The sequence below is a fragment of the Pelagicoccus mobilis genome (assembly GCF_016595505.1).
In the GTDB taxonomy this organism is placed as follows: domain Bacteria; phylum Verrucomicrobiota; class Verrucomicrobiia; order Opitutales; family Opitutaceae; genus Pelagicoccus; species Pelagicoccus mobilis.
The window spans coordinates 25,945-43,786 of sequence record NZ_JAENIL010000027.1 but is presented as its reverse complement, the minus strand read 5'-3'; the positions used below and the strand labels follow the sequence as shown (position 1 = coordinate 43,786).

General features: G+C 55.2%; 18 protein-coding genes. 6 read left to right on the top strand and 12 right to left on the bottom strand.

Annotated features, from left to right (window positions below):
* Positions 1 to 49: 49 nt before the first annotated feature.
* The 5 genes from JIN87_RS15045 to JIN87_RS15025 all read right to left on the bottom strand — a co-directional run bounded on the left by JIN87_RS15045 (position 50) and on the right by JIN87_RS15025 (position 2,886).
* Positions 50 to 523, bottom strand: a complete 474-nt coding sequence (locus tag JIN87_RS15045) for a peroxiredoxin (protein ID WP_200356407.1) — start codon at positions 521 to 523, stop codon at positions 50 to 52.
* The gene (locus JIN87_RS15040) at positions 520 to 954 is read right to left on the bottom strand and encodes a MauE/DoxX family redox-associated membrane protein (RefSeq protein ID WP_200356406.1); all 435 of its coding nucleotides are present in this window, start codon (positions 952 to 954) and stop codon (positions 520 to 522) included. The genes JIN87_RS15045 and JIN87_RS15040 overlap by 4 nt, the downstream gene beginning before the upstream one ends.
* Positions 951 to 1,382, bottom strand: a complete 432-nt coding sequence (locus JIN87_RS15035) for a rhodanese-like domain-containing protein (protein ID WP_200356405.1) — start codon at positions 1,380 to 1,382, stop codon at positions 951 to 953. The genes JIN87_RS15040 and JIN87_RS15035 overlap by 4 nt, the downstream gene beginning before the upstream one ends.
* 126 nt (positions 1,383 to 1,508) lie before the next feature.
* Entirely contained in the window at positions 1,509 to 1,886 is a 378-nt protein-coding gene (locus tag JIN87_RS15030; RefSeq protein ID WP_200356404.1) for an Hpt domain-containing protein, read from the bottom strand.
* A gap of 70 nt (positions 1,887 to 1,956) precedes the next feature.
* A complete protein-coding gene (locus JIN87_RS15025; RefSeq protein WP_200356403.1) occupies positions 1,957 to 2,886 on the bottom strand; it encodes an HDOD domain-containing protein in 930 nt (309 codons plus the stop codon).
* Between the two features lie 212 nt (positions 2,887 to 3,098).
* Here JIN87_RS15025 and JIN87_RS15020 point away from each other — a divergent pair, with 212 nt between their 5' ends.
* The 5 genes from JIN87_RS15020 (at position 3,099) to JIN87_RS15000 (ending at position 6,879) form a co-directional block, all read left to right on the top strand.
* Entirely contained in the window at positions 3,099 to 3,293 is a 195-nt protein-coding gene (locus JIN87_RS15020; protein ID WP_200356402.1) for a hypothetical protein, read from the top strand.
* Positions 3,294 to 3,411: 118 nt separating this feature from the next.
* Positions 3,412 to 4,545: a hypothetical protein gene (locus tag JIN87_RS15015; RefSeq protein WP_200356401.1), complete on the top strand. Its 1,134-nt coding sequence runs from the start codon at positions 3,412 to 3,414 to the stop codon at positions 4,543 to 4,545.
* Positions 4,546 to 4,588: 43 nt separating this feature from the next.
* Positions 4,589 to 5,107 carry a very short patch repair endonuclease gene (locus tag JIN87_RS15010; protein ID WP_200356400.1) on the top strand — a complete coding sequence of 173 codons (519 nt, stop codon included), beginning with the start codon at positions 4,589 to 4,591 and terminating at the stop codon, positions 5,105 to 5,107.
* 68 nt (positions 5,108 to 5,175) lie between these two features.
* Complete coding sequence (locus JIN87_RS15005) at positions 5,176 to 6,381, top strand: GAF domain-containing sensor histidine kinase (RefSeq protein ID WP_200356399.1); 1,206 nt, start codon at positions 5,176 to 5,178, stop codon at positions 6,379 to 6,381.
* Positions 6,382 to 6,879 (top strand): DUF1579 family protein, encoded by a 498-nt coding sequence (locus JIN87_RS15000; protein WP_200356398.1) that lies wholly within the window; start codon positions 6,382 to 6,384, stop codon positions 6,877 to 6,879.
* Between the two features lie 44 nt (positions 6,880 to 6,923).
* Here the strand turns inward: JIN87_RS15000 and JIN87_RS14995 are convergent, their stop codons facing one another.
* From JIN87_RS14995 to JIN87_RS14985, 3 genes are all read right to left on the bottom strand, one after another.
* Positions 6,924 to 8,546, bottom strand: a complete 1,623-nt coding sequence (locus JIN87_RS14995; RefSeq protein WP_200356397.1) for a fatty acid CoA ligase family protein — start codon at positions 8,544 to 8,546, stop codon at positions 6,924 to 6,926.
* A 168-nt stretch (positions 8,547 to 8,714) separates the two neighbouring features.
* The gene (locus JIN87_RS14990; RefSeq protein ID WP_200356396.1) at positions 8,715 to 9,827 is read right to left on the bottom strand and encodes a ribonuclease D; all 1,113 of its coding nucleotides are present in this window, start codon (positions 9,825 to 9,827) and stop codon (positions 8,715 to 8,717) included.
* Positions 9,828 to 9,836: 9 nt separating this feature from the next.
* Complete coding sequence (locus tag JIN87_RS14985) at positions 9,837 to 10,691, bottom strand: histone deacetylase family protein (RefSeq protein WP_200356395.1); 855 nt, start codon at positions 10,689 to 10,691, stop codon at positions 9,837 to 9,839.
* Positions 10,692 to 10,950: 259 nt separating this feature from the next.
* On the opposite strand from JIN87_RS14985, the gene JIN87_RS14980 reads away from it, so the two are divergent.
* Entirely contained in the window at positions 10,951 to 12,081 is a 1,131-nt protein-coding gene (locus tag JIN87_RS14980) for a methyl-accepting chemotaxis protein (RefSeq protein WP_200356394.1), read from the top strand.
* Between the two features lie 6 nt (positions 12,082 to 12,087).
* Here JIN87_RS14980 and JIN87_RS14975 read toward each other — a convergent pair whose 3' ends face one another.
* The 4 genes from JIN87_RS14975 to JIN87_RS14960 all read right to left on the bottom strand — a co-directional run bounded on the left by JIN87_RS14975 (position 12,088) and on the right by JIN87_RS14960 (position 17,801).
* On the bottom strand, positions 12,088 to 13,062 hold the full coding sequence (locus tag JIN87_RS14975) for an aldo/keto reductase (protein WP_200356393.1): 975 nt from the start codon (positions 13,060 to 13,062) through the stop codon (positions 12,088 to 12,090).
* 202 nt (positions 13,063 to 13,264) lie between these two features.
* The gene (locus JIN87_RS14970; RefSeq protein WP_200356392.1) at positions 13,265 to 14,305 is read right to left on the bottom strand and encodes a hypothetical protein; all 1,041 of its coding nucleotides are present in this window, start codon (positions 14,303 to 14,305) and stop codon (positions 13,265 to 13,267) included.
* Between the two features lie 299 nt (positions 14,306 to 14,604).
* Entirely contained in the window at positions 14,605 to 15,405 is an 801-nt protein-coding gene (locus JIN87_RS14965; RefSeq protein ID WP_200356391.1) for an outer membrane lipoprotein-sorting protein, read from the bottom strand.
* Between the two features lie 32 nt (positions 15,406 to 15,437).
* Positions 15,438 to 17,801, bottom strand: coding sequence for an efflux RND transporter permease subunit (locus JIN87_RS14960; protein WP_200356390.1), 2,364 nt, complete (start codon positions 17,799 to 17,801; stop codon positions 15,438 to 15,440).
* Positions 17,802 to 17,842: the final 41 nt, after the last annotated feature.

Below are 17,842 nucleotides of genomic sequence, written 5' to 3'. Positions count from 1 at the left end.
TTAGTAAACTAAAAAAAGAAACCGCTTAACAAAGAAAGTTCCCTTAAAATCAAATTTCCTTAACAAGCGCTTTCAGCTGCTCCCCGTGATTGGCTGAATCGACCTTTTCCACGATTCCGAGAACTGTTCCGTCAGCGTCGATGAGATAAGCCGAACGCGTCGGTCCCACAAAAACCTTCCCGTACATCTTCTTATCCACCAAGGAATCCGTGGCAGAGGCGAAAGCGTGCTCGGGATCGGAAACCAGAGGAAAAGAGAGCTCGAGCTTGCAGCCATACTTCACATGCGAGCCTGGAGTATCCTTGCTGAGGCCGATCAACCCGATCCCTCCCTTTTCGAGCTCGGGCGCTACCACCTGCATTTGCTGCGTCTGCTTATCGCAGCTGCTGGTGTTGTTTCGCATGTAGACCGAAACCACCGTCGGACGCGTGATAAGCTGGGAAAGCAATCCCTCCCATTTCTCTCCATCGACAGCCGCTCGCACCGGAATCGAGAGGTCCACTTTCTGGCCAACTGAAATCATGAGGGCTGAGCTTTGCTCTTTGATTCCAAAAAGCGAGCCAGCAAAACCGCTCCTAGCAGCAGCAGGTTCTGCCCGATCTTCAGCAAATAATCCGAAACGCTACTCAAAGTGTTCGAACCAAAACACCCGCAGTCCATCTCCAGCCCTCGCAGCAAGCCCTGGAGAACCAGCACGATAAACACCAGCAGCATCGCCGCCGTCAAAAAACTCGCCCCTTTACGGAGCACGCCCGTCACCAGACAAATCGCCAACAACGCTTCGAGCACCGGAGCGAACAGAGCCAGCCCAGCCGCCACCTTATACGGGAACAGCTCGTAGGTGAGCATCGAAGAGAGAAATGCCTCCGGATCCACCAGCTTCACCTGGGCCGCAAGCCCGAAAAAGACGCCCACGACCAAATAGAGCCCCCAGCTTACGACACGCAGCTTCATGATTCGCCACCCTTCGCTTTTCCAGTCTCGAGCATAGCCTCCCAGCCTCCTTTGAGCGAAAAGACATTTTCCACACCCAACTCCTCCCTCAGGCGTTTCGCCACATGGTGAGACCTCAAGCAGGACTGGCTCGAACAATAAACGACAATCGGCCGATCCGGAAACCAGACCTCAAGCAGCCCCACAAAGCCTGCCTCCCAACTTTCCTCATTGAGCAACAAGGCCCCTCCCAAATGAGCCTGCTGAAAATCCTCTTCAACGCGAGCGTCCACCCAAAGCGCCTCCTCCAGCTCGTTCGCCGCAGCAAGCTCGATCTCCAGCGCTCTCACATCCCAAGGCAACGCATCCGGACGCCAAAGGTAGCCAGCGAACGCCAGCACAGCCGCCAATCCCACCAACAATACAGACTGCCCCAACGTTTCCTTCATCTAACCCCCATTCAAGGTTCCAGCCCCGCTCGGGTCAACGCCGGGCCAAGAGAACTCGAGCGACGCAAAAAAAGCGACCGGCCGCAGCCAGTCGCTTTCAGAAAAGTGATAGATAATCTCGGAGACCTAGTTTTGCCCAACGCCAAGAGCCGGGTAGCGCTCCATCACGGTCGCGATGCTCCGGTCGAAACCCGAACGAGCCTGCTCCAAGCTGCTCAAAAAGTCATCGCGGGTGATGCTCTCGATCTCGTCCTCGATATGAGCCAGCAAGCTAGCGACCCGAGTGAATCCAAAGTTGCTCGCGGAGCCCTTCAACTTGTGCGACTCCTTGGCCACCTTCGTCTTGTCCGCCGCGAACTCGGACTCGTTGATCTTGCCGAACTGGATGTTTCCATCCTCCACGAACTCGTGGAAAAGCTCCGCCATATCCTCGTCGAAGTCTTCTTCGTCTTCGCCAAAGATCATTTCTAGTTGTTCCCAGTCTATAAGTTCTGAGTCGCTCATGATATCTATATTGCTTAGGGGCCTTTGAATCAGTTGGGGCAATGTGTGGGAAAATTGCAGTGGATCGAGCCTAGCCGCGGATGCGGCGGTTTCCATAGCCGAGCTTGTTTTCGACCACCTTTTTGGAGCCTTTCGCGCCTGGCGTCACGTCGCCGACCAAGCCCTGCGCCTTGGCAAAACTGCCTCGCAAAGCCATCACGACCTTCTGGTACTCCTCCTTGCTCAGGTGCAGCAACGCGATGAGCAAAGGATCCGGACCTGGCATCGCCACTCCGCCAAGCCCATCGTCGATGATCGTGCCGATCATGCGTTTCGCGAAGGAGATCAAACACGCCATGCGCTCGTAGTTTCCAGCTTCCGACGGCTCGAACTGGCAGTAAACCGGAACCACGATCTCATCCGAGAATCCCCAGCGACGCATAATAGACGCGCCAACCTTGGCGTGGTTCAGTCCAAAAATTTCCATTTCCTCGGAGGCTATCGCCACGTCTTCCGGCAGCGAATTCTGGAAGGCAACCTTGTGGCCGCGATCTTCCAGCTCCTTCTCGATAAAGACCATGCCGATGCCATGCAGAAGGCCAATCGTGTAGGCCACGCCAGGCTCCTCCCCGTACTTGCGAGCGAGACGCTCCATCGCCAAAGCGCAAGCCACCGAGCGACGCCAGAACTGGCCGGAACTCAAGGCATAGGTCTCGAGCGGCTTGGCCATCACATCGGAAAAGGCGAGCATGGTGACGATCTGGTACACGTCGTTGAACCCGAGGTGCATGATCGCATCGTCAACCGAATCGATATGGTATCCGGGATTATAGTACGCGCTGTTCGCCGTCTTCAGGATCATGGAGCTGAGGGCAGCGTCCATGCGGATCGTGTCGCGAATCTCGTCGGGATTGGTATTGCAGTCGGAAACCATCCCTTGAATCTGCGGCAGGATCTGTGGGGCGACCGACATCTCCTCCAGGTCGCAGGCAAGCTCTTCAACGTTTAGCGGGTAATTCATCTTTGTGGACCGGTAATAGGTTGTAGCATCACATCGGCCTGATTTTCACAAAGTTGAGCCTCGATGAAGCGCTTTTCTGAGGAGAAGGAGCTAGGTATGGAAGATCCAGCGAATGGGCCTTGGAGATTCATCTCATGTTACACTAGTGTGAATTACTCAGAAAATTTCTCTAAAGCCTAAATTCTTCTACCTGCCAACCGATGGTTTCTACCGTGAACACAAGAATAGAAATCCGGTTAAGCGAAGACGAATGGTCCATGTTGAACGCCGCGGCGGACAGCATCCAATCCTCACCAGAGGAGCTGGCACGCATCTCACTGATGCAGCGCTGCATGGTGATGTCGGTTGACGATGACATCTGCGACAGCACCCGCGTCATGCTGGGACGCTCGTTCGAGCTCAACTAACCCCTTTCCCTCCAACTCTCGCCTCCTCCCGAGGACACGCCCCTCCGCGGATCCATCTCTTTGGACTCGCCAAGCGGACGCCTGTATAAAAGTTTCCCCCGTTCCTGACCCAAACGGCGTGAAAACTCTCCTTCCTTACTTCTTAGCCTCAACCCTCTTCCTCGCCCTCCTGCTCGGCAAGCACCACGCCGACTCAGGATTCAGCGAACTAGCCGGATTTGGCGAAGACTACCATCGCCCTAAAATCGAAGCGGCAGCGGCACTCTCTATCTACCATAAGCCAAACTCGACCGGCTACGACGGACAATTCTACACCCAGATCGCCCTCGATCCCACGCTTCGCGATCCCGGCTTCCCCGAAGCCATAGACCACCCCTCTTATCGAGCCCGCCGCATACTGCAGCCCGCTCTGGCTTGGCTTTTCGGAGCTGGGCACCCCGCCGCGATTCTCCAAGCGCACTCCCTGATCAACGTCGCCTGCCTCGCCATTTGCGGCTGGCTGCTGCTGCTCTGGATCCCCATCGGCAACTGGGAAAATTTCGCCCGCTGGTTCCTCTGCGTCTTTTCCATGGGAGCCTTGGAAAGCGTCCGCTACTCCCTCGCCGATCTACCTGCCCTAACCCTCGCCCTCGCCACAATCGCCTTCCTCGAAAAAGGCCGAGGAAAACTAGCCGTCACTAGCAACGCCCTCGCCGCTCTCAGCAAAGAAACCTCACTCATAAACGCCGTCGTCTTCCTAAGCCCGGGCCAAAAACCGTCCGCTCCCTTCCGCCAACGACTCGGACAAGGCATCCTCGCCGGGGCAATCGCCACCGCCAGTCTCGCCGCTTGGATGGCCTACGTCTCCTACGTTTTCCCCGTCACACTCAACGCCAACGACAACATCGGCCTCCCATTCTCCGGCCTCTACCGCGGAATCGTCGACGCCTTCCAGCAGCTCGCGGCAAACGGATTCTCCGACCGCTACTTCTTCCGTATCCTCGCCATCTTCGGGCTGCTCTTCCAATTCGGCTATCTACTCGCCAAGCCACAGCTCAAAAGCCGACTCTGGGCGCTCGGCATCGTCTACGGCATACTCTTCCTCACCCTCGGCGACGCCGTTTGGCGAGGCTACTGGGCCGGCTGCCGCATCGCCCTTCCCCTAAGCATCGCCTTCAACATCCTCTACAGCCCGAAAAGCAAAACGCTGCTCTGGAGCGGCCTTTTCCTTTCAAATCTAGCATTCGTCCACGCCATCATCCGCTGGCTCTAAGAAAAGCTTCATAATTGCTGCGACATCCGCCATCCTAACCTTGATGACGGACAAGATCTCGAAGGCCCGACGCTCCTGGGTCATGTCGCGAGTCAGCGGCAAACACACCAAACCGGAACGTCTCGTCCGCAGCTTGCTCCACCGACTCGGCTACCGCTTCACCGTAAACGGACCCAAAAACAAGACCCTCCCCGGACGTCCCGACATCGTGCTCCCCAGCCGAAAAGCGGTCATCTTCGTGCACGGTTGCTTCTGGCACCGACACCCTGGCTGCAAAACCGCCACCACCCCGAAAAGCAACGTCGCCTACTGGCAGGCAAAATTTGAACGAAACGTAAAGCGAGACCAAGAGGCAGAAAAGAGCCTTCAAGAAGCAGGATGGCACGTCATCACCGTGTGGGAATGCCAACTCAAGCAGCTCGACTCAGTCGCCGCCCACCTCATCTCAGAGCTGCCCCGCAGCCCACAAATCGAGCTGCCCGAGGAAATCGAAGACGATCTCCTCGTCGCCGAAACCCAATCCAACTACGTTTCCAACCCCGCCCACAAATGCCAAACTTAACACCACCCCACTTGCCAAGGCCACAAAAGCGCATTCATTGATTGAGCCTCGAAATCCAACCGAAGACCATGACCATCGCCCCTCTGCCTGAAAACGAGCAGGATCGCCTGCAAGCCCTTAGGCGTTACCAGATTCTGGATACAGAATCCGATGAACTTTTTGACAGCATCGCAACCCTAGCCGCGACCGTATGCGACGTCCCGATCGCTCTGGTCAGCCTCATCGACGAAGACCGTCAGTGGTTTAAGGCCAAAGTCGGGCTCGAAGCCCAAGAGACCAGTCGCGACCTCGCTTTCTGCGCCCACGCCATCCTCAATCCCGACGAGCTTCTAGTAGTCCCCGACGCCACCCAAGACAGCCGCTTCCACGATAATCCCCTCGTAACCGGATCGCCCGACATCCGCTTCTACGCCGGAGCCCCCATCGTGACCAAAGACAAGCAAGCCCTCGGCACGCTCTGCGTCATCGACACCAAAGCCCACCAGATAACCGAACGCCAACGCGAAGCGCTCACCCGACTTTCCAAGCAAGTCTGCGCCAACCTCGAGCTAAGGCTCGCCCACAAAAAGCTCGAGCTGCTCAACGAATCGAAAAACCGGTTCTTCTCCATCCTCTCCCACGACCTGCGCTCGCCCATCAATTCCATCCTCTCCCTCGCCGACCTGCTGGCAGATCCGGACTCGGGCCTGAGCGCCGAAGAAGTCGAGGAATTCCACCGCCATTTGCTCACCAACGCCCAGGTGACCAGCCGCACCGCGGAAAACTTGCTGCAAATGGTCCAGTTCGAGGAAGGCCGCTTCACCTTCGAACCTAAACTCCTTAACCTTCGCGAAATACTCAGCGCCGCAGAAGGCGCCCTCGCAGGTCGCAGCTCGAGCAAGAACATCACCATCCGAACCCAGTGCCAGCCCGCTCTGCAAGTCTGGGCAGATCCAAGACTCTTCCAATCGATCGTCCAAAACCTGCTCTCCAACGCCCTCAAATTCTCCCATCCGGACGGAAGAATCAACATCGTAGCTCGGAGCGACTCGGACTCCGTCACCCTCCTCGTCGAGGACTTCGGCGTCGGAATCAAGGAGCACAACATCCCCAAGATCTTCGCCCTAGACGCCTCCCACAGCACCGTCGGTACCGCAGGCGAACAAGGCTCCGGCCTCGGCCTCAATCTCTGCAAGCAGTTCGCCTCACGACTTAACGGAGACCTGAAACTCGAATCCGAATACGGGCAAGGAACCCGAGTCCACCTCACCCTCCCCGCCTCCGCTCCTGTCTAGATGATGAGACCAAACATCCTCCTACTGGCAGCCTTGCTCGCAACAAGCGTTTCTCAAAGCCAAGACGCCAACCCAAACGCCCTCGATTTTTGGATAGGCGAATGGGAAGTTAGCTGGACCGACCAAGAAGGAAAAACTCACCAAGCCAGCAACTCCGTGAAACGCATCCTAAACGGGAAGGTAATTCTCGAAGAGTTCGACGCCAGCGACACCCTGGGCTTCACCGGCAAAAGCCATAGCGTCCTCGACGGCCTTACCGGAAAATGGAAGCAAACTTGGGTCGACTCAAACGGATCCTATATGGACTTCGTCGGTACCCAAGAAGGAAATACATTCACATTCTCCCGCAGCTACATCAACAAGGAAGGCGAAAACGTGGAAACCAGAATGATATTCCGTGAAATAAAAAGCGATTCACTCATCTGGGACTGGCAAGGCCGAAAAGACCCCACCGGAGAGTGGAACCTTCTCTGGCAGCTCCACTACAAGAGAAAATAGGAGGGCAACGCTCCGTCGTTGCCGCGCCAGCAGGATCCCAAACCCTATTTCCCCGCAAACTCCTTAGCCAAAGAGAGGCGATGGATCTTGGCATTGTGCCGCACATCCACCGGAAAACCTTTGTGCAAAAAGAAGTGCTCAATCCCTTGCGTCACTTCGCTCTTTGTAGCCAAAGCACGCACTTCATTTAGCAAAGTCTCCTCCTCGTCATGCCCATTCGGATACATCCCAGCAAACGGTTCCAAAACCAAAGCAGGTACAGTCTTTCCATTTTCGGAATAGGAAATCAAAGCAGAGCGGAAGATCTTCGGGTGCACGTTTACCACCCCCTCGCAGCGATCCGTATAAAAGGTTCCCGATTCAGCCACCACCCGCTCAACCTTGCGACCGCAAAACCAAAGTCGCCCATCCCCATCAAAGTAACCTAGATCGCCAATTCGGTGCCAAACACGATCTCCATCGATCACCTTAGAAAGACGAGTCGCCTCCTCCAGCCTATCATACGCCTTAGTCACGCTCGGTCCCGTTACTACGATTTCACCGATCTCGCCCACTGGCAGCGGGTTCGCCAGAGCATCCGCCCCCAACGCGTCCTCGCAAAGCGGTAGAATCTTCGCCTCGACCTTCGGAAGCAAACGCCCCACACAAGTCCCCTCTCCTCTAGCGGAGCGCTCAGCCGCAACCTCGAGAACCTCATCGTCGCTTACAGATGAAACCGGCAACACCTCCGTCGCGCCATAAGGCGAATGCACATGCCCGTTCGGAAGAATACGACGGTACTGCTTCATCATGCTTGGCGGCACCGGAGCCCCAGCCATCAAGATTCGCTTCAAACTTGGAAGCTCAATGTCATGAGAATCGCAATACACCCCGATTTTCGACCAGAGAGCCGGAGAACCAAATGAATTTGTCACCCCGCACTGCTCAATCGCCTGCACGATCTTCTTTGGATCGACAGTCGCAGGTTTGCTGGGATTGATCTCAGGCACCACCGTCGTCATCCCTAAGGCAGGATTAAACAAGGCGAAGATGGGCAACATCGGCAAATCAACCTCCCCCGGCTGGATCTCATACTGGGCGCGAATCGCCTCTACTTGAGCCTCGAACATCCCGTGTTCATAGCAAACGCCTTTGGGAGCGCCCGTCGATCCGGAGGTGAATAAAACCGCCGCCAAGTCATCAACCAGCGTCTCTTCAGCCGCCTCCTCCCGGAACTCAGCCGCAACTCGACCAAGAGGCCCGCCAACCTTCACTTTCCCCTTGAGGCTACGAAATGACTTTCTGAATACACGCGAAACCCAAATCGCAAGCGAGATCCCGACCAGAAAGTCCGGCTGCGAGCGCCGCACGCAGTTGAGAAAGCTCTTCAGCCCCATCCCCGGATCGATCACCACCGGCACCGCCCCGATCTTAAACAAAGCAAAACAGATAGCGATCAAAGGCAACCCCGGCTTCACCATCAGCAGCACACGCGATCCCTTGCCAATCCCTTGCGATCGGAAGCGACGCGCCCACTCGTTTTGCTCCGCAGCGAGCTCTCGAAAGCTCAAACGCAAATAGTCGATCGCCCCATCAGAAGTCCGGCCGCGCGGAACCATAAGGGCCGCGACCTCCGACTGAGACTCCGCCTTCTCATCTAGAAAACGTGATACGTTCGCTATCGCCATAAAACCAATCGTATTTAAATTCTAGCTACAAAAAAGAAGTCAACATGTCTTCGCTCCGCTCGACTGTCGTCATTTCATTCCTCGGTACCGTCATCGCCGCACCAACCTAAAAACAGTCTGTCCACCCCTGTAGGGCGGGGCGCTGACCCGCCATCGCCCAAGGCTCGATTACTCCTCACTCAGCCCTTCCACACAAGGTGTCAGCAACTCCTTCTGCCAAGGAAGAAAACCATCCATATCCTCCGGATCGCGAGCGACCTGGGCCACCTGGCTTCTGGTCGCGATCAAAGTAGGATCGATCTCAAGTTCCCTCGAGAGCTTATCACGAAACGCCTTGATCGCATCCTGCCGATCGAGCTCTTGCTGCGAGAGCGGAGCACGACGCTCGGGACGAGGCGGACGTTTTGGCAAAGTGGATACATCACGCGACGCCCCTTGTTTGAGAGCATCCTTCAGTCCCTGACGAGCTCGACGCTGAATCCCCATAGGCAGCCCCTCGAACACGAATTCCCAATTTCCCTCCGAAACGCCCTCGGCGAGCTGGATGATGTAATCGTTGCCCAAAACCTTGAATGGAGGGCGATCCAAGCGCTTGGCCAAGTTCTGGCGCCAATGCCAAAGCTCGTACACAGCCGCCTGCCCACGCTCATCGAGCCGGTCCGCCCTTGAGATTCGCCACGAGTTTTCGTTGTTACGAGGAAACCCAGACTTCGCGATACGGATCTGGTTTTCACAGCGTTGTTCAAGCCACTCCTCACGCCCGAGCTCCTTGATTCGAGCCATCAGCTTGTCTCGCAACTCATGAAGATAGAGCACATCGGTAGCCGCGTACTTGAGCATCTTCGGAGTGAGCGGGCGCTGCGACCAATCGCTCTTCTGGCTATCCTTGGGAATTTTGACGCCAAAATTTTCCTCCAGCAGAGCCGCCAGACCGATCCGCTTAATCCCCAAAAGCTGGGAAGCCAACATCGAGTCGAAAATGCTCTTCGCCTCAAACCCGCAAAACTCCTCGAACAAGCGAAGATCGAAATCGCTTCCGTGCATGATCAAATGCAGTCCGGACAGGATCTCCCAGAAACGCTCAAGATCGAGGTCAGCCGTCACGTCCAAGAGGTAGATGTCCTCATCGAAACGCAGCTGCAAGAGACAGAGCTTCGTCTCGAAATGGTGCAGGTTATCGGCCTCGCTATCGAGGGCCACCTCTTCCTGCTTTTCCAAGCAGTCGCAGAGCTTCTCCAAATCGTCCTGCTTGTCTACGTAGATAAATCCGTCTTCTTCCATACTGGATGCTTACTCGTTCCACCCGGCGAGAAAGGCCTCTACCAACTTTGGCAGATCCTCGCTATAGCCCCCCTCCAGCAAAGCGGCGGCGGGCGTTCCGCTCGCAGCCAGCCAGTGGCCAAGGGTTCTGAAATCGTTCATGCGCAAACTCATCTGGGTGATAGGGTCGTGTTCATAGGCATCGAAGCCCGCAGATACAAGAACGAGTTCTGGGTCGAAATCCAAGAGAGCTTTCCAGGAATCTTCCAAGATCGACATGTGCGACTCGGCCGGCGTCAAAGGAGCGACCGGAAAATTCAGGCAATTCCCCTCCGAGGCCAAGCCTGTTCCCGGGTAGCAAGGGACCTGATGAGCCGAAACGTAAAGAGCCCCCTTAACCCCCTTCAGAATAGCCTCCGTCCCATTTCCGTGATGGGCGTCAAAGTCCCACACCGCCACCTTTCCAATCCCCTTCGCCAAAGCCCACAAGGCGCAAACCGCCACATGATTGAGGTAGCAAAATCCCATCGCACGCTCCCGCTCGGCATGATGCCCAGGCGGCCGCATCAAAGAGAACGCCTTCTCGCCCGACAACGCCGCCTTAGTCGCCGCAAGCGCTCCGCCACAAGCCAAACGAGCAATACCGGAAATTCCATCGTGGTACGCCGTATCCCCGTCAAAATCCTCCGGCACCTCCAGACGCCTCAGGTGAGCTGGCGAATGGGCTCGCAACAAGTCCTCATCCACAGCCGATCCGAACCTCGGCCACTCCCAATCCGGATAACGCTCCCTCAGCAAACGATCCGTCTCCCGCACCCGAAACACCCTCTCAGGATGCCCAGGAGCCTCGTAGGTCAAGCAACGCGCGTCGGTGAAGATCTGCATTCAATTAATCCAGCGCCTTTGCCCCCAAAACGCAATTCATGCCATGCCGCCCCCCCTCAAAGATCATCATCACTAATTGGATACATCCCCCCTGTCCCAACCGCCTTCGATCCTCTCGGAAAAGCCAAAGCAAGGCTCAATGGTAAATTCGAAGTCAAGCCACCACCCAATTCTTCAAAAAAGAGCGATCCCTCCGTTATCTACCGCGCGAGGACGCTCTGCGTCACTCGCAAGCGTACTCGGATTATTTTTGGAATTTATGAAAAGTTGGTCACCCCGGACTAAGATCATCATCGGATTTGGCATCGTCATGGCCGCAGCAGGCCTGCTGGCGAGCTTCTCGCTCTGGCAGGTGCAAGAGATTCAATCAGCCGCAGAAAAGGGCAGCATCGACGCGGCCGAGTTTTCAAACGCCTACAAAACCATTATCGGCGTGGGAGCGTTTGGCACGATCATCTCCGTTGGAGCGATGTTTTGGGTTTCGCAGACGCTTTCAACCGTCCTCTCAAACATCGTAAGCTCACTTCGAGAAAGCTCCCAAAACGTGCTCTCCGGCGCCGAACAGGTCGCCTCCTCAAGCCAGTCGTCCGCCAATGGTGCGAGCCAGCAAGCATCCAGCCTAGAGCAAACAAGCAGCTCCCTCGAACAGATGGCTGCCATGACCGCCAAAAACGCCAGCCACGCAAAAGAGGCGAACGAGCTCACCTCCGAAGCCCGAAAAGCGGCCGACAATGGAGCGCGAGACATGGCAGCGATGAGCGAAGCCATGAAGGACATCCAAAAGAGCAGCGATGAAGTGGCGGACATCGTCAAAACCATCGACGAAATCGCCTTCCAAACAAACATCCTCGCCCTGAACGCAGCCGTCGAAGCCGCTCGCGCCGGAGAGTCCGGAGCTGGATTCGCTGTCGTAGCAGATGAGGTCCGTTCCCTAGCCCAACGCAGCGCCGACGCCGCGAGCGAGACCACTCAAAAAATAGAAGACGCCATCCAAAAAGCGAACCTCGGGGTCGAACTCACCAACAAAGTAGTCGCAAGCCTAGAAGCGATAGTCGAGAGCAACCGAAAAGTGGATACGATTGCCGGATCCGTAGCTGAAGCGAGCGTCCAGCAGAACCAAGGCATCGAGCAATTGAGGAACACCGTTCTCCACATGGACGAGGTCACTCAAAACAACGCCTCCTCTTCCGAAGAGAGCGCTCGAGCCTCAAACGAACTGAGAACCCAAGCCGATCAAGTCTACCGCGCGGTGCAGGAGCTAGAAGGACTGCTATCAGTCAAAACTGAGCATCTCAAGGTCGCTGCCACACCAATGACAGCGGCCCACACAGCTCCGCAGACACAACCTCAAGCTGCTTCAAATCCGTTCGAAACGGCCCGTTGGAATTAGAACGCCCTACTTTCCGCCGTACCAGAAGCCTCGATTCCAGGCGTGGCCACGCATCTTGAGCAAATGCTCCTCCGAGATGCCCGGCAAATCCGACACCACGCAGTTCAACTCCGCCTGCCTCACGTTTCTCATGCCAGGAATCACGCAGCTCACCGCTGGGTGCTCGAGCACGTACTTCAGGGCAAACTGCGGCATGGTCAGGCCACTGCCTTCGATGTCAGCCTTGATCGCATCCACTCTGCGAATACTGCGATCCAATCGATCGCCTGCAAAATAGTTCCCTCGAAAATCCCCTTCTCCGAACTGATGCCCCAGCTCGAATTTTCCGGTCAATGACCCTTCATCAAAAGCCACTCGCACGATGATTCCTACTCCGCACTCTCGGGCGACTGGCAATAACTCCGCCGCCGGTTCCTGCTCGAAAATATTGTAGATCACTTGCACGGAATCCACATAGCCGCCCTTCATCAGATCGATCACCGAGTTCTGATCATGCTCCGGCGTTGAGATACCGACAGCCCTAATCTTACCTTCCTCCTTCAGTTTCTTGAGGATCTCAAACGGTTTCGGATCCCGATTCCAAGCCCGCGTCCACGTGTGCAATTGCAAAAGGTCGATACAATCCGTATCCAGATAGCGGAGTCGTTGCTCGATATTCTCTCGAAGATAGGTCTCCGAATAGCGGTCCTCCCAATCGCAATAGGGCGAAGGCGGCCAAGGCCCTGCCGCAGGAGGCGTCTTAGTCGCCACGGCGACCTCTTCAGAACGTTCCTTCAAAACGCGAGCGATAACCTGCTCGCTCCGGCCGTCTCCATACCCCGCGGCCGTGTCGATAAAGCGTACTCCCAAGTCGATCGCCTTGTGCAAGGCAGCAATTGATTCCTCGTCGCTCTGCTCGCCCCAACCACCACCGATGGCCCACGCTCCAAAGGAAATTTCAGAAACCTCAATACCCGTCTTGCCAAGTTCTCTATACTTCATGCGGAGAGCTTAGACGATTCCGCCGTCCCAGCAACTGCAGAGAAACTCCTACTGAAGAGCACAAAAGGCGAATCACCCGTAGCGCGGAGCTTTAGCCCGCGTCACACCTCCAGAATCCCCATCTTGACCCGCGGGCTAAAGCGCCGCGCTATCTTTGATACCCAAGTCCACTCTCTCGCAAAATTGACTACGAGCCCCCAACCTAAAAATAGCGACTAAGGGCCACCTGAAGAAAACTGTCTCGTCGAATCGGATACAGGGGATCGAAGCCGTCGATATTCATTAGCTTCTGCACTTCGACCTCCAACTTGTGACGCGAACCCAAGCGCCGCTCAAACTCCACTCGAGCAAAAGTCGATCCGTTCTCAGCGTCCCAGAACGTACCCGCGACCAAGTTCGTATCCGCCTCATCATTCCAAGTAAGCCGACCGCCCACAAAGAGGTCACGATTGAAGGCCACCGGAGCATTCTCTCCCCTCGAATCAAGATGAGCTTCGGCCAACAAACCAAGATCCATCACGCTTCCTCCAAGCCCATACAAGGTATATTCGAAACCTCCGACCATCGCCGAATATCGATCCACCTCAGATTCGCGGGCGATCGCTTCCAGCTTCCAAAGCCAACCTCCACGGGTAAGCTGTAGATCCAGGCCGACCTGATCCATGAGTTCATAATAAGGACGGAGCACGACGTTCCCCTCGGAATCGAACCCCGGCACGAATCCAGGATCCCGATTCGTCCCCCTAAAATAGTGCACCCCGACATCATAGTCGCCTATATAGTGCTTCCACCTCAACGCGAAGTCGACACGCTCATCTTCACCCGATGACTCATAAATCGGGTTATCCGTATCGACCCAATAACGACCTCTCAACCGACCCTCTTCTCCCGGAAAGGTTCGCTCGCGAAACCCTGGCAGAACGAAAAGGCTAAAATCTCCGTGATCGCTCACATAGACCGCTTGCACCATCGGCTGGCCAAGCTTGTCTTCACCATCCGGATTCGCCACGAGATCAGTCTGATTGATGGTATCGACCAGATGCTGCGACTCCGCCACCCCCCAAAAGACCTTGGATATCCCCACTCGAAGCTCCCAATCCCTATTTACCCACAGGTAAGAGAACTCCCGCAGGTCGAAGAGATCACGCTCCTCGTCGGCGCTGTCTTTACGCAAATAGGCAATCGCTTCGAAAGCCGACTCCCCGCCGTCCCATTCGTGATAGAACTCTGGTTCGAAGATCACTGCCCCTGTAGGACCGGACTCTTGTCCCGGATAGGAGGCGGCATTTTCGAACACCCGCGTTTCCGCGGAAATATACCCGGAGACCTCCGCACTCGACGCAAAGGACAACGGCGCCAGCAAAAACGCCGCTAGTACGGCCCCTGTAGATAGGAGGGCAACGCTCTGTCGTTGCCGCAACTGTTTGATCTGGTCTCCACGGCAACGACGGAGCGTTGCCCTCCAAATTGCTCGAATTGGAAGGACGACCTCTCGGTCGTACGTTTTACAGATTCGGTCTCTAGCCATTCTCAATCTGCTGCTTAACGAGCGTTCTGCAGGCTCCTCTGATCGAAATCGCGAGCCTTGTAGCCATTTCCGAATACATAGTCACGCCACAGCAAGCGGGTCGCCTTCCCGGTCTGGTGATTGACCATATTCATTTGATCCGCCCGCCAATACTTGCCGAGGTATTGCTTATAGTCGGAAAACTTCAGCGTTTTGAGCAAAGCCCCCTTTCGGTCGTAGAAATCAAGCTTCATCGAAATATACCGTTCCTTATCCACCCACACAATCTGACGCGTGTATCCGGATTTCGGATCAACTGGATATCGTTCAACGACAAAGCAATCGATTCCATCGACGACCTCGTCCTTGATATACTTGTACGTGTACTTTTCGACCTCCTGAGAGGACAAGTCCTCGTATGCGAATTCGCTGCCGACAAAGGGGCCGCTCTTATTGTTCGAAGCGATGCGCTTGACGCGTTTCAGAGCAGGCAAGTAAAGCCATTGGTCATCAGGTCCCACCTTGTGCGTGTAAGACAAAAAGGCCGTCCCCTTCACATCACGCGGCTGGTCAAAGATAATCAGCGTCTTATCTCCCTCGCCCACAACTTCGAGCGTCCTCATGCCCATCTGACGAGAGCTCGTCTCTCCGTGTCGATTGGTTAGCTGCATCTCCAGCTCGGCTTTCGAATCACCGAAGCCCGTATCTCGAAGATCCATCTCCTTGGCGATTTCTAGTCCCCGTTCCTCGGGGGACTGAGCGTTAAGTCCGTTCGCAAGTCCCGCTAAAAGGGCTGCAAGTTGGAAGGCGAGTACCTTACTCGTTCTTGGTTTCATCTGTCGTAATCGTTAAGTCTATTGGAAAAATTTTAGGCGGTTGCAGTGACCTCCGTTTCAGAAACAAGTTCGCTCTTACGCTTCTTTTTACCGTCCACAAAGAGCAGGACAGCAGGGAGAAGAATAAAGTCGGCCAACAGGGCAAACACGATGACGATCGCCGTCAATTGCCCCATCCAATTATTCAGACGGAAGGACGAAAGCCCCAAGATACTAAACCCGACTGTCAGTATCACCGTCGTCACTACAAGGGCCTTACCCACCGTATGGAAGGCATAGCGAATCGCCTGCTCGCCATCCATCCCCTTCTCGCGACGGGCCCGGATGTATTTGGAAAGAAAGTGCACCGAGTCGTCGACCACGATGCCAAGCGTCATTCCGGTGATAACCGCAAGCGACATTCCCATCTCGCCGTAGAGTAGACTCCACGCTCCGATCCCTAGAATCGCAGGGACCATGTTCGGGATCATGCTCAACATTCCGTACTTAAAGCTTCCCAAGGCGAAAATCAAAATCACGGTGATCGAAAACAAAGCGAGCCCGGTTCCCGTAACCATACTAGAGATGTTTCTCTCGGAAATGTAAGCGAACATCACAGTGGGGCTCGCCGCCTTCACATGCATGTAGTCAGGAGCGTTGTCCACGAGCCATTGCTCTCCTTCCGCAATCAATTCCCGCAACTCCTTCGTCTTGACATCCCGAGCCGTAACAGTGACTCGCGTGGACGACTTATCTACATTGATTTGGTTATTGAGGTCTAAACCATACGGCAACGAGAACTCATACATCAGAAGATATTGGGCAGCTAACTCCCGTGTATCCGGAATCCGGTAGTAGGCAGGATCATCGCCATGCATATTCTTGTTCAGGCGCTTCATCGTATCCACAATCGAATTCACCTGCAGCACATCTGGATTGGATTTGTAGAATTTGGAAAAACGGTCGAGCAGTTCCAGGTAAGCAGGTTCGTTGATGCCACCACTCTCCGCAGCTGGGAGCGAAAATTCGATATTGGTCATGCCCGTCAGATTCTCTTCCGCGTAATCCATATCCACGCGGATATCGAGCGATGTATCGAAATACTTGGTCCACTGGTCATTCAATTCCATTCGCGGAACCATCACTCCCATGAACGCAACAACAACGACCGATCCCGCTAGAACAGTGCCTCGGCGACGCAATAGAACGTCCACCCAAGAGTCGAAGAAACTCCACCCCGCCTTCTTTTCAGTAGAAACGCGAACCGGCAGCAGCGAAATAAACGCGGGCAGAAAAAGAATCGAAAATATCCAAGCAGCCACTACGCCTATCGCGACCACGTTGCCGAGATCCCTAAATGGTGGAGCGTCGCTGAAGTTGAGACTTAGGAATCCAATCGCAGTCGTCGCAGTCGTCAAAAACACTGGAGAGAAGTTGATGCGCACACTCTCGACCAGAGCAGCCCGCTTGTCTCGACCATTTCGCATCTCATTAAGAAACGTGACAAGAATATGGATACTGTCAGCTACCGCGAGCGTCATGATCATGATCGGCATGCTTCCTAAAGGCGGGCTCATATTTATGCCAATCCATCCCATGATCCCAAACGAGGTGAGCAGCGTCAGCATGATGACGCCCCCGGTCGCTAAGGTGCTCCAGACCGATCGCAACAGGAACGCCATCACCAAAAAAATCGCTGCAAACATCGGCAATACGATCGTACCCATGTCGTTGATCGTGGATTCCGAGAACGCATTGTTCATCACTACCATCCCGGCTAGATGCGTATCTACTTCTGGATACTTCTGATTGAATCGAGCTTCCAGCTCTCGGGCCGCCGCTGTCGCCATCGGGACCTCGTTGATGTCCTTCTCCGGCAAGGTCAGAGTCAGCATCACTCCCGTCGTACGTCCCTGCCCATTAATGAGCCGGTTATAGAGCAGCGGCTCATTCAAAGCGGTGTCGCGAATCGGAGACAGTTCGCTCGAGTCCGACGGAACGTCTCCCTCCACAAGATCCGCTACGAAAATATCGTCCTCCTGAGAAACCGAATTCTGGAAATTCGTCAGCGAATCCACCCGAGTCGTGAACGGCAACTTCCACGCCTCCTCCGTGAGCCATTGCACCGACTCGAGGAAAGACTTCTCGTAGATATCGTCCTCCGGAGCGGTAAGGACGAAAAGGATGTTGTCATCCTTGGTGTAAATAGCCTGCAGCGCGTCAAAAGCCTGCAGCTGCGGATTCTCCTCCGAAAAGAAGATCCGGTAACTGTTGTCGAAGCGAATGTTTCGCGTCCCCACCAAAGTGAGAGCTACGAAAACGAGCGAGCTGAGCAGGACCAGCCAGCGATTTCTTAAGGTCCAGGCAGCGAAACGCTCAACACGTCCCGCCCGAGGGTTAGGTCTTTCTTGGTTCATTGTTCTGTCTCCGGCTCAGGGAAGCCAGATAGGTTGGATTA

Excerpts from the sequence above, each read along its gene's own strand:
- JIN87_RS15045 (WP_200356407.1), bottom strand. The coding sequence starts at position 523 with ATGATTTCAGTTGGCCAGAAAGTGGACCTCTCGATTCCGGTGCGAGCG.
- JIN87_RS15040 (WP_200356406.1), bottom strand. The coding sequence starts at position 954 with ATGAAGCTGCGTGTCGTAAGCTGGGGGCTCTATTTGGTCGTGGGCGTC.
- JIN87_RS15035 (WP_200356405.1), bottom strand. The coding sequence starts at position 1,382 with ATGAAGGAAACGTTGGGGCAGTCTGTATTGTTGGTGGGATTGGCGGCT.
- JIN87_RS15030 (WP_200356404.1), bottom strand. The coding sequence starts at position 1,886 with ATGAGCGACTCAGAACTTATAGACTGGGAACAACTAGAAATGATCTTT.
- JIN87_RS15025 (WP_200356403.1), bottom strand. The coding sequence starts at position 2,886 with ATGAATTACCCGCTAAACGTTGAAGAGCTTGCCTGCGACCTGGAGGAG.
- JIN87_RS15010 (WP_200356400.1), top strand. The coding sequence starts at position 4,589 with ATGACGGACAAGATCTCGAAGGCCCGACGCTCCTGGGTCATGTCGCGA.
- JIN87_RS15005 (WP_200356399.1), top strand. The coding sequence starts at position 5,176 with ATGACCATCGCCCCTCTGCCTGAAAACGAGCAGGATCGCCTGCAAGCC.
- JIN87_RS15000 (WP_200356398.1), top strand. The coding sequence starts at position 6,382 with ATGATGAGACCAAACATCCTCCTACTGGCAGCCTTGCTCGCAACAAGC.
- JIN87_RS14995 (WP_200356397.1), bottom strand. The coding sequence starts at position 8,546 with ATGGCGATAGCGAACGTATCACGTTTTCTAGATGAGAAGGCGGAGTCT.
- JIN87_RS14990 (WP_200356396.1), bottom strand. The coding sequence starts at position 9,827 with ATGGAAGAAGACGGATTTATCTACGTAGACAAGCAGGACGATTTGGAG.
- JIN87_RS14985 (WP_200356395.1), bottom strand. The coding sequence starts at position 10,691 with ATGCAGATCTTCACCGACGCGCGTTGCTTGACCTACGAGGCTCCTGGG.
- JIN87_RS14980 (WP_200356394.1), top strand. The coding sequence starts at position 10,951 with ATGAAAAGTTGGTCACCCCGGACTAAGATCATCATCGGATTTGGCATC.
- JIN87_RS14975 (WP_200356393.1), bottom strand. The coding sequence starts at position 13,062 with ATGAAGTATAGAGAACTTGGCAAGACGGGTATTGAGGTTTCTGAAATT.
- JIN87_RS14965 (WP_200356391.1), bottom strand. The coding sequence starts at position 15,405 with ATGAAACCAAGAACGAGTAAGGTACTCGCCTTCCAACTTGCAGCCCTT.
- JIN87_RS14960 (WP_200356390.1), bottom strand. The coding sequence starts at position 17,801 with ATGAACCAAGAAAGACCTAACCCTCGGGCGGGACGTGTTGAGCGTTTC.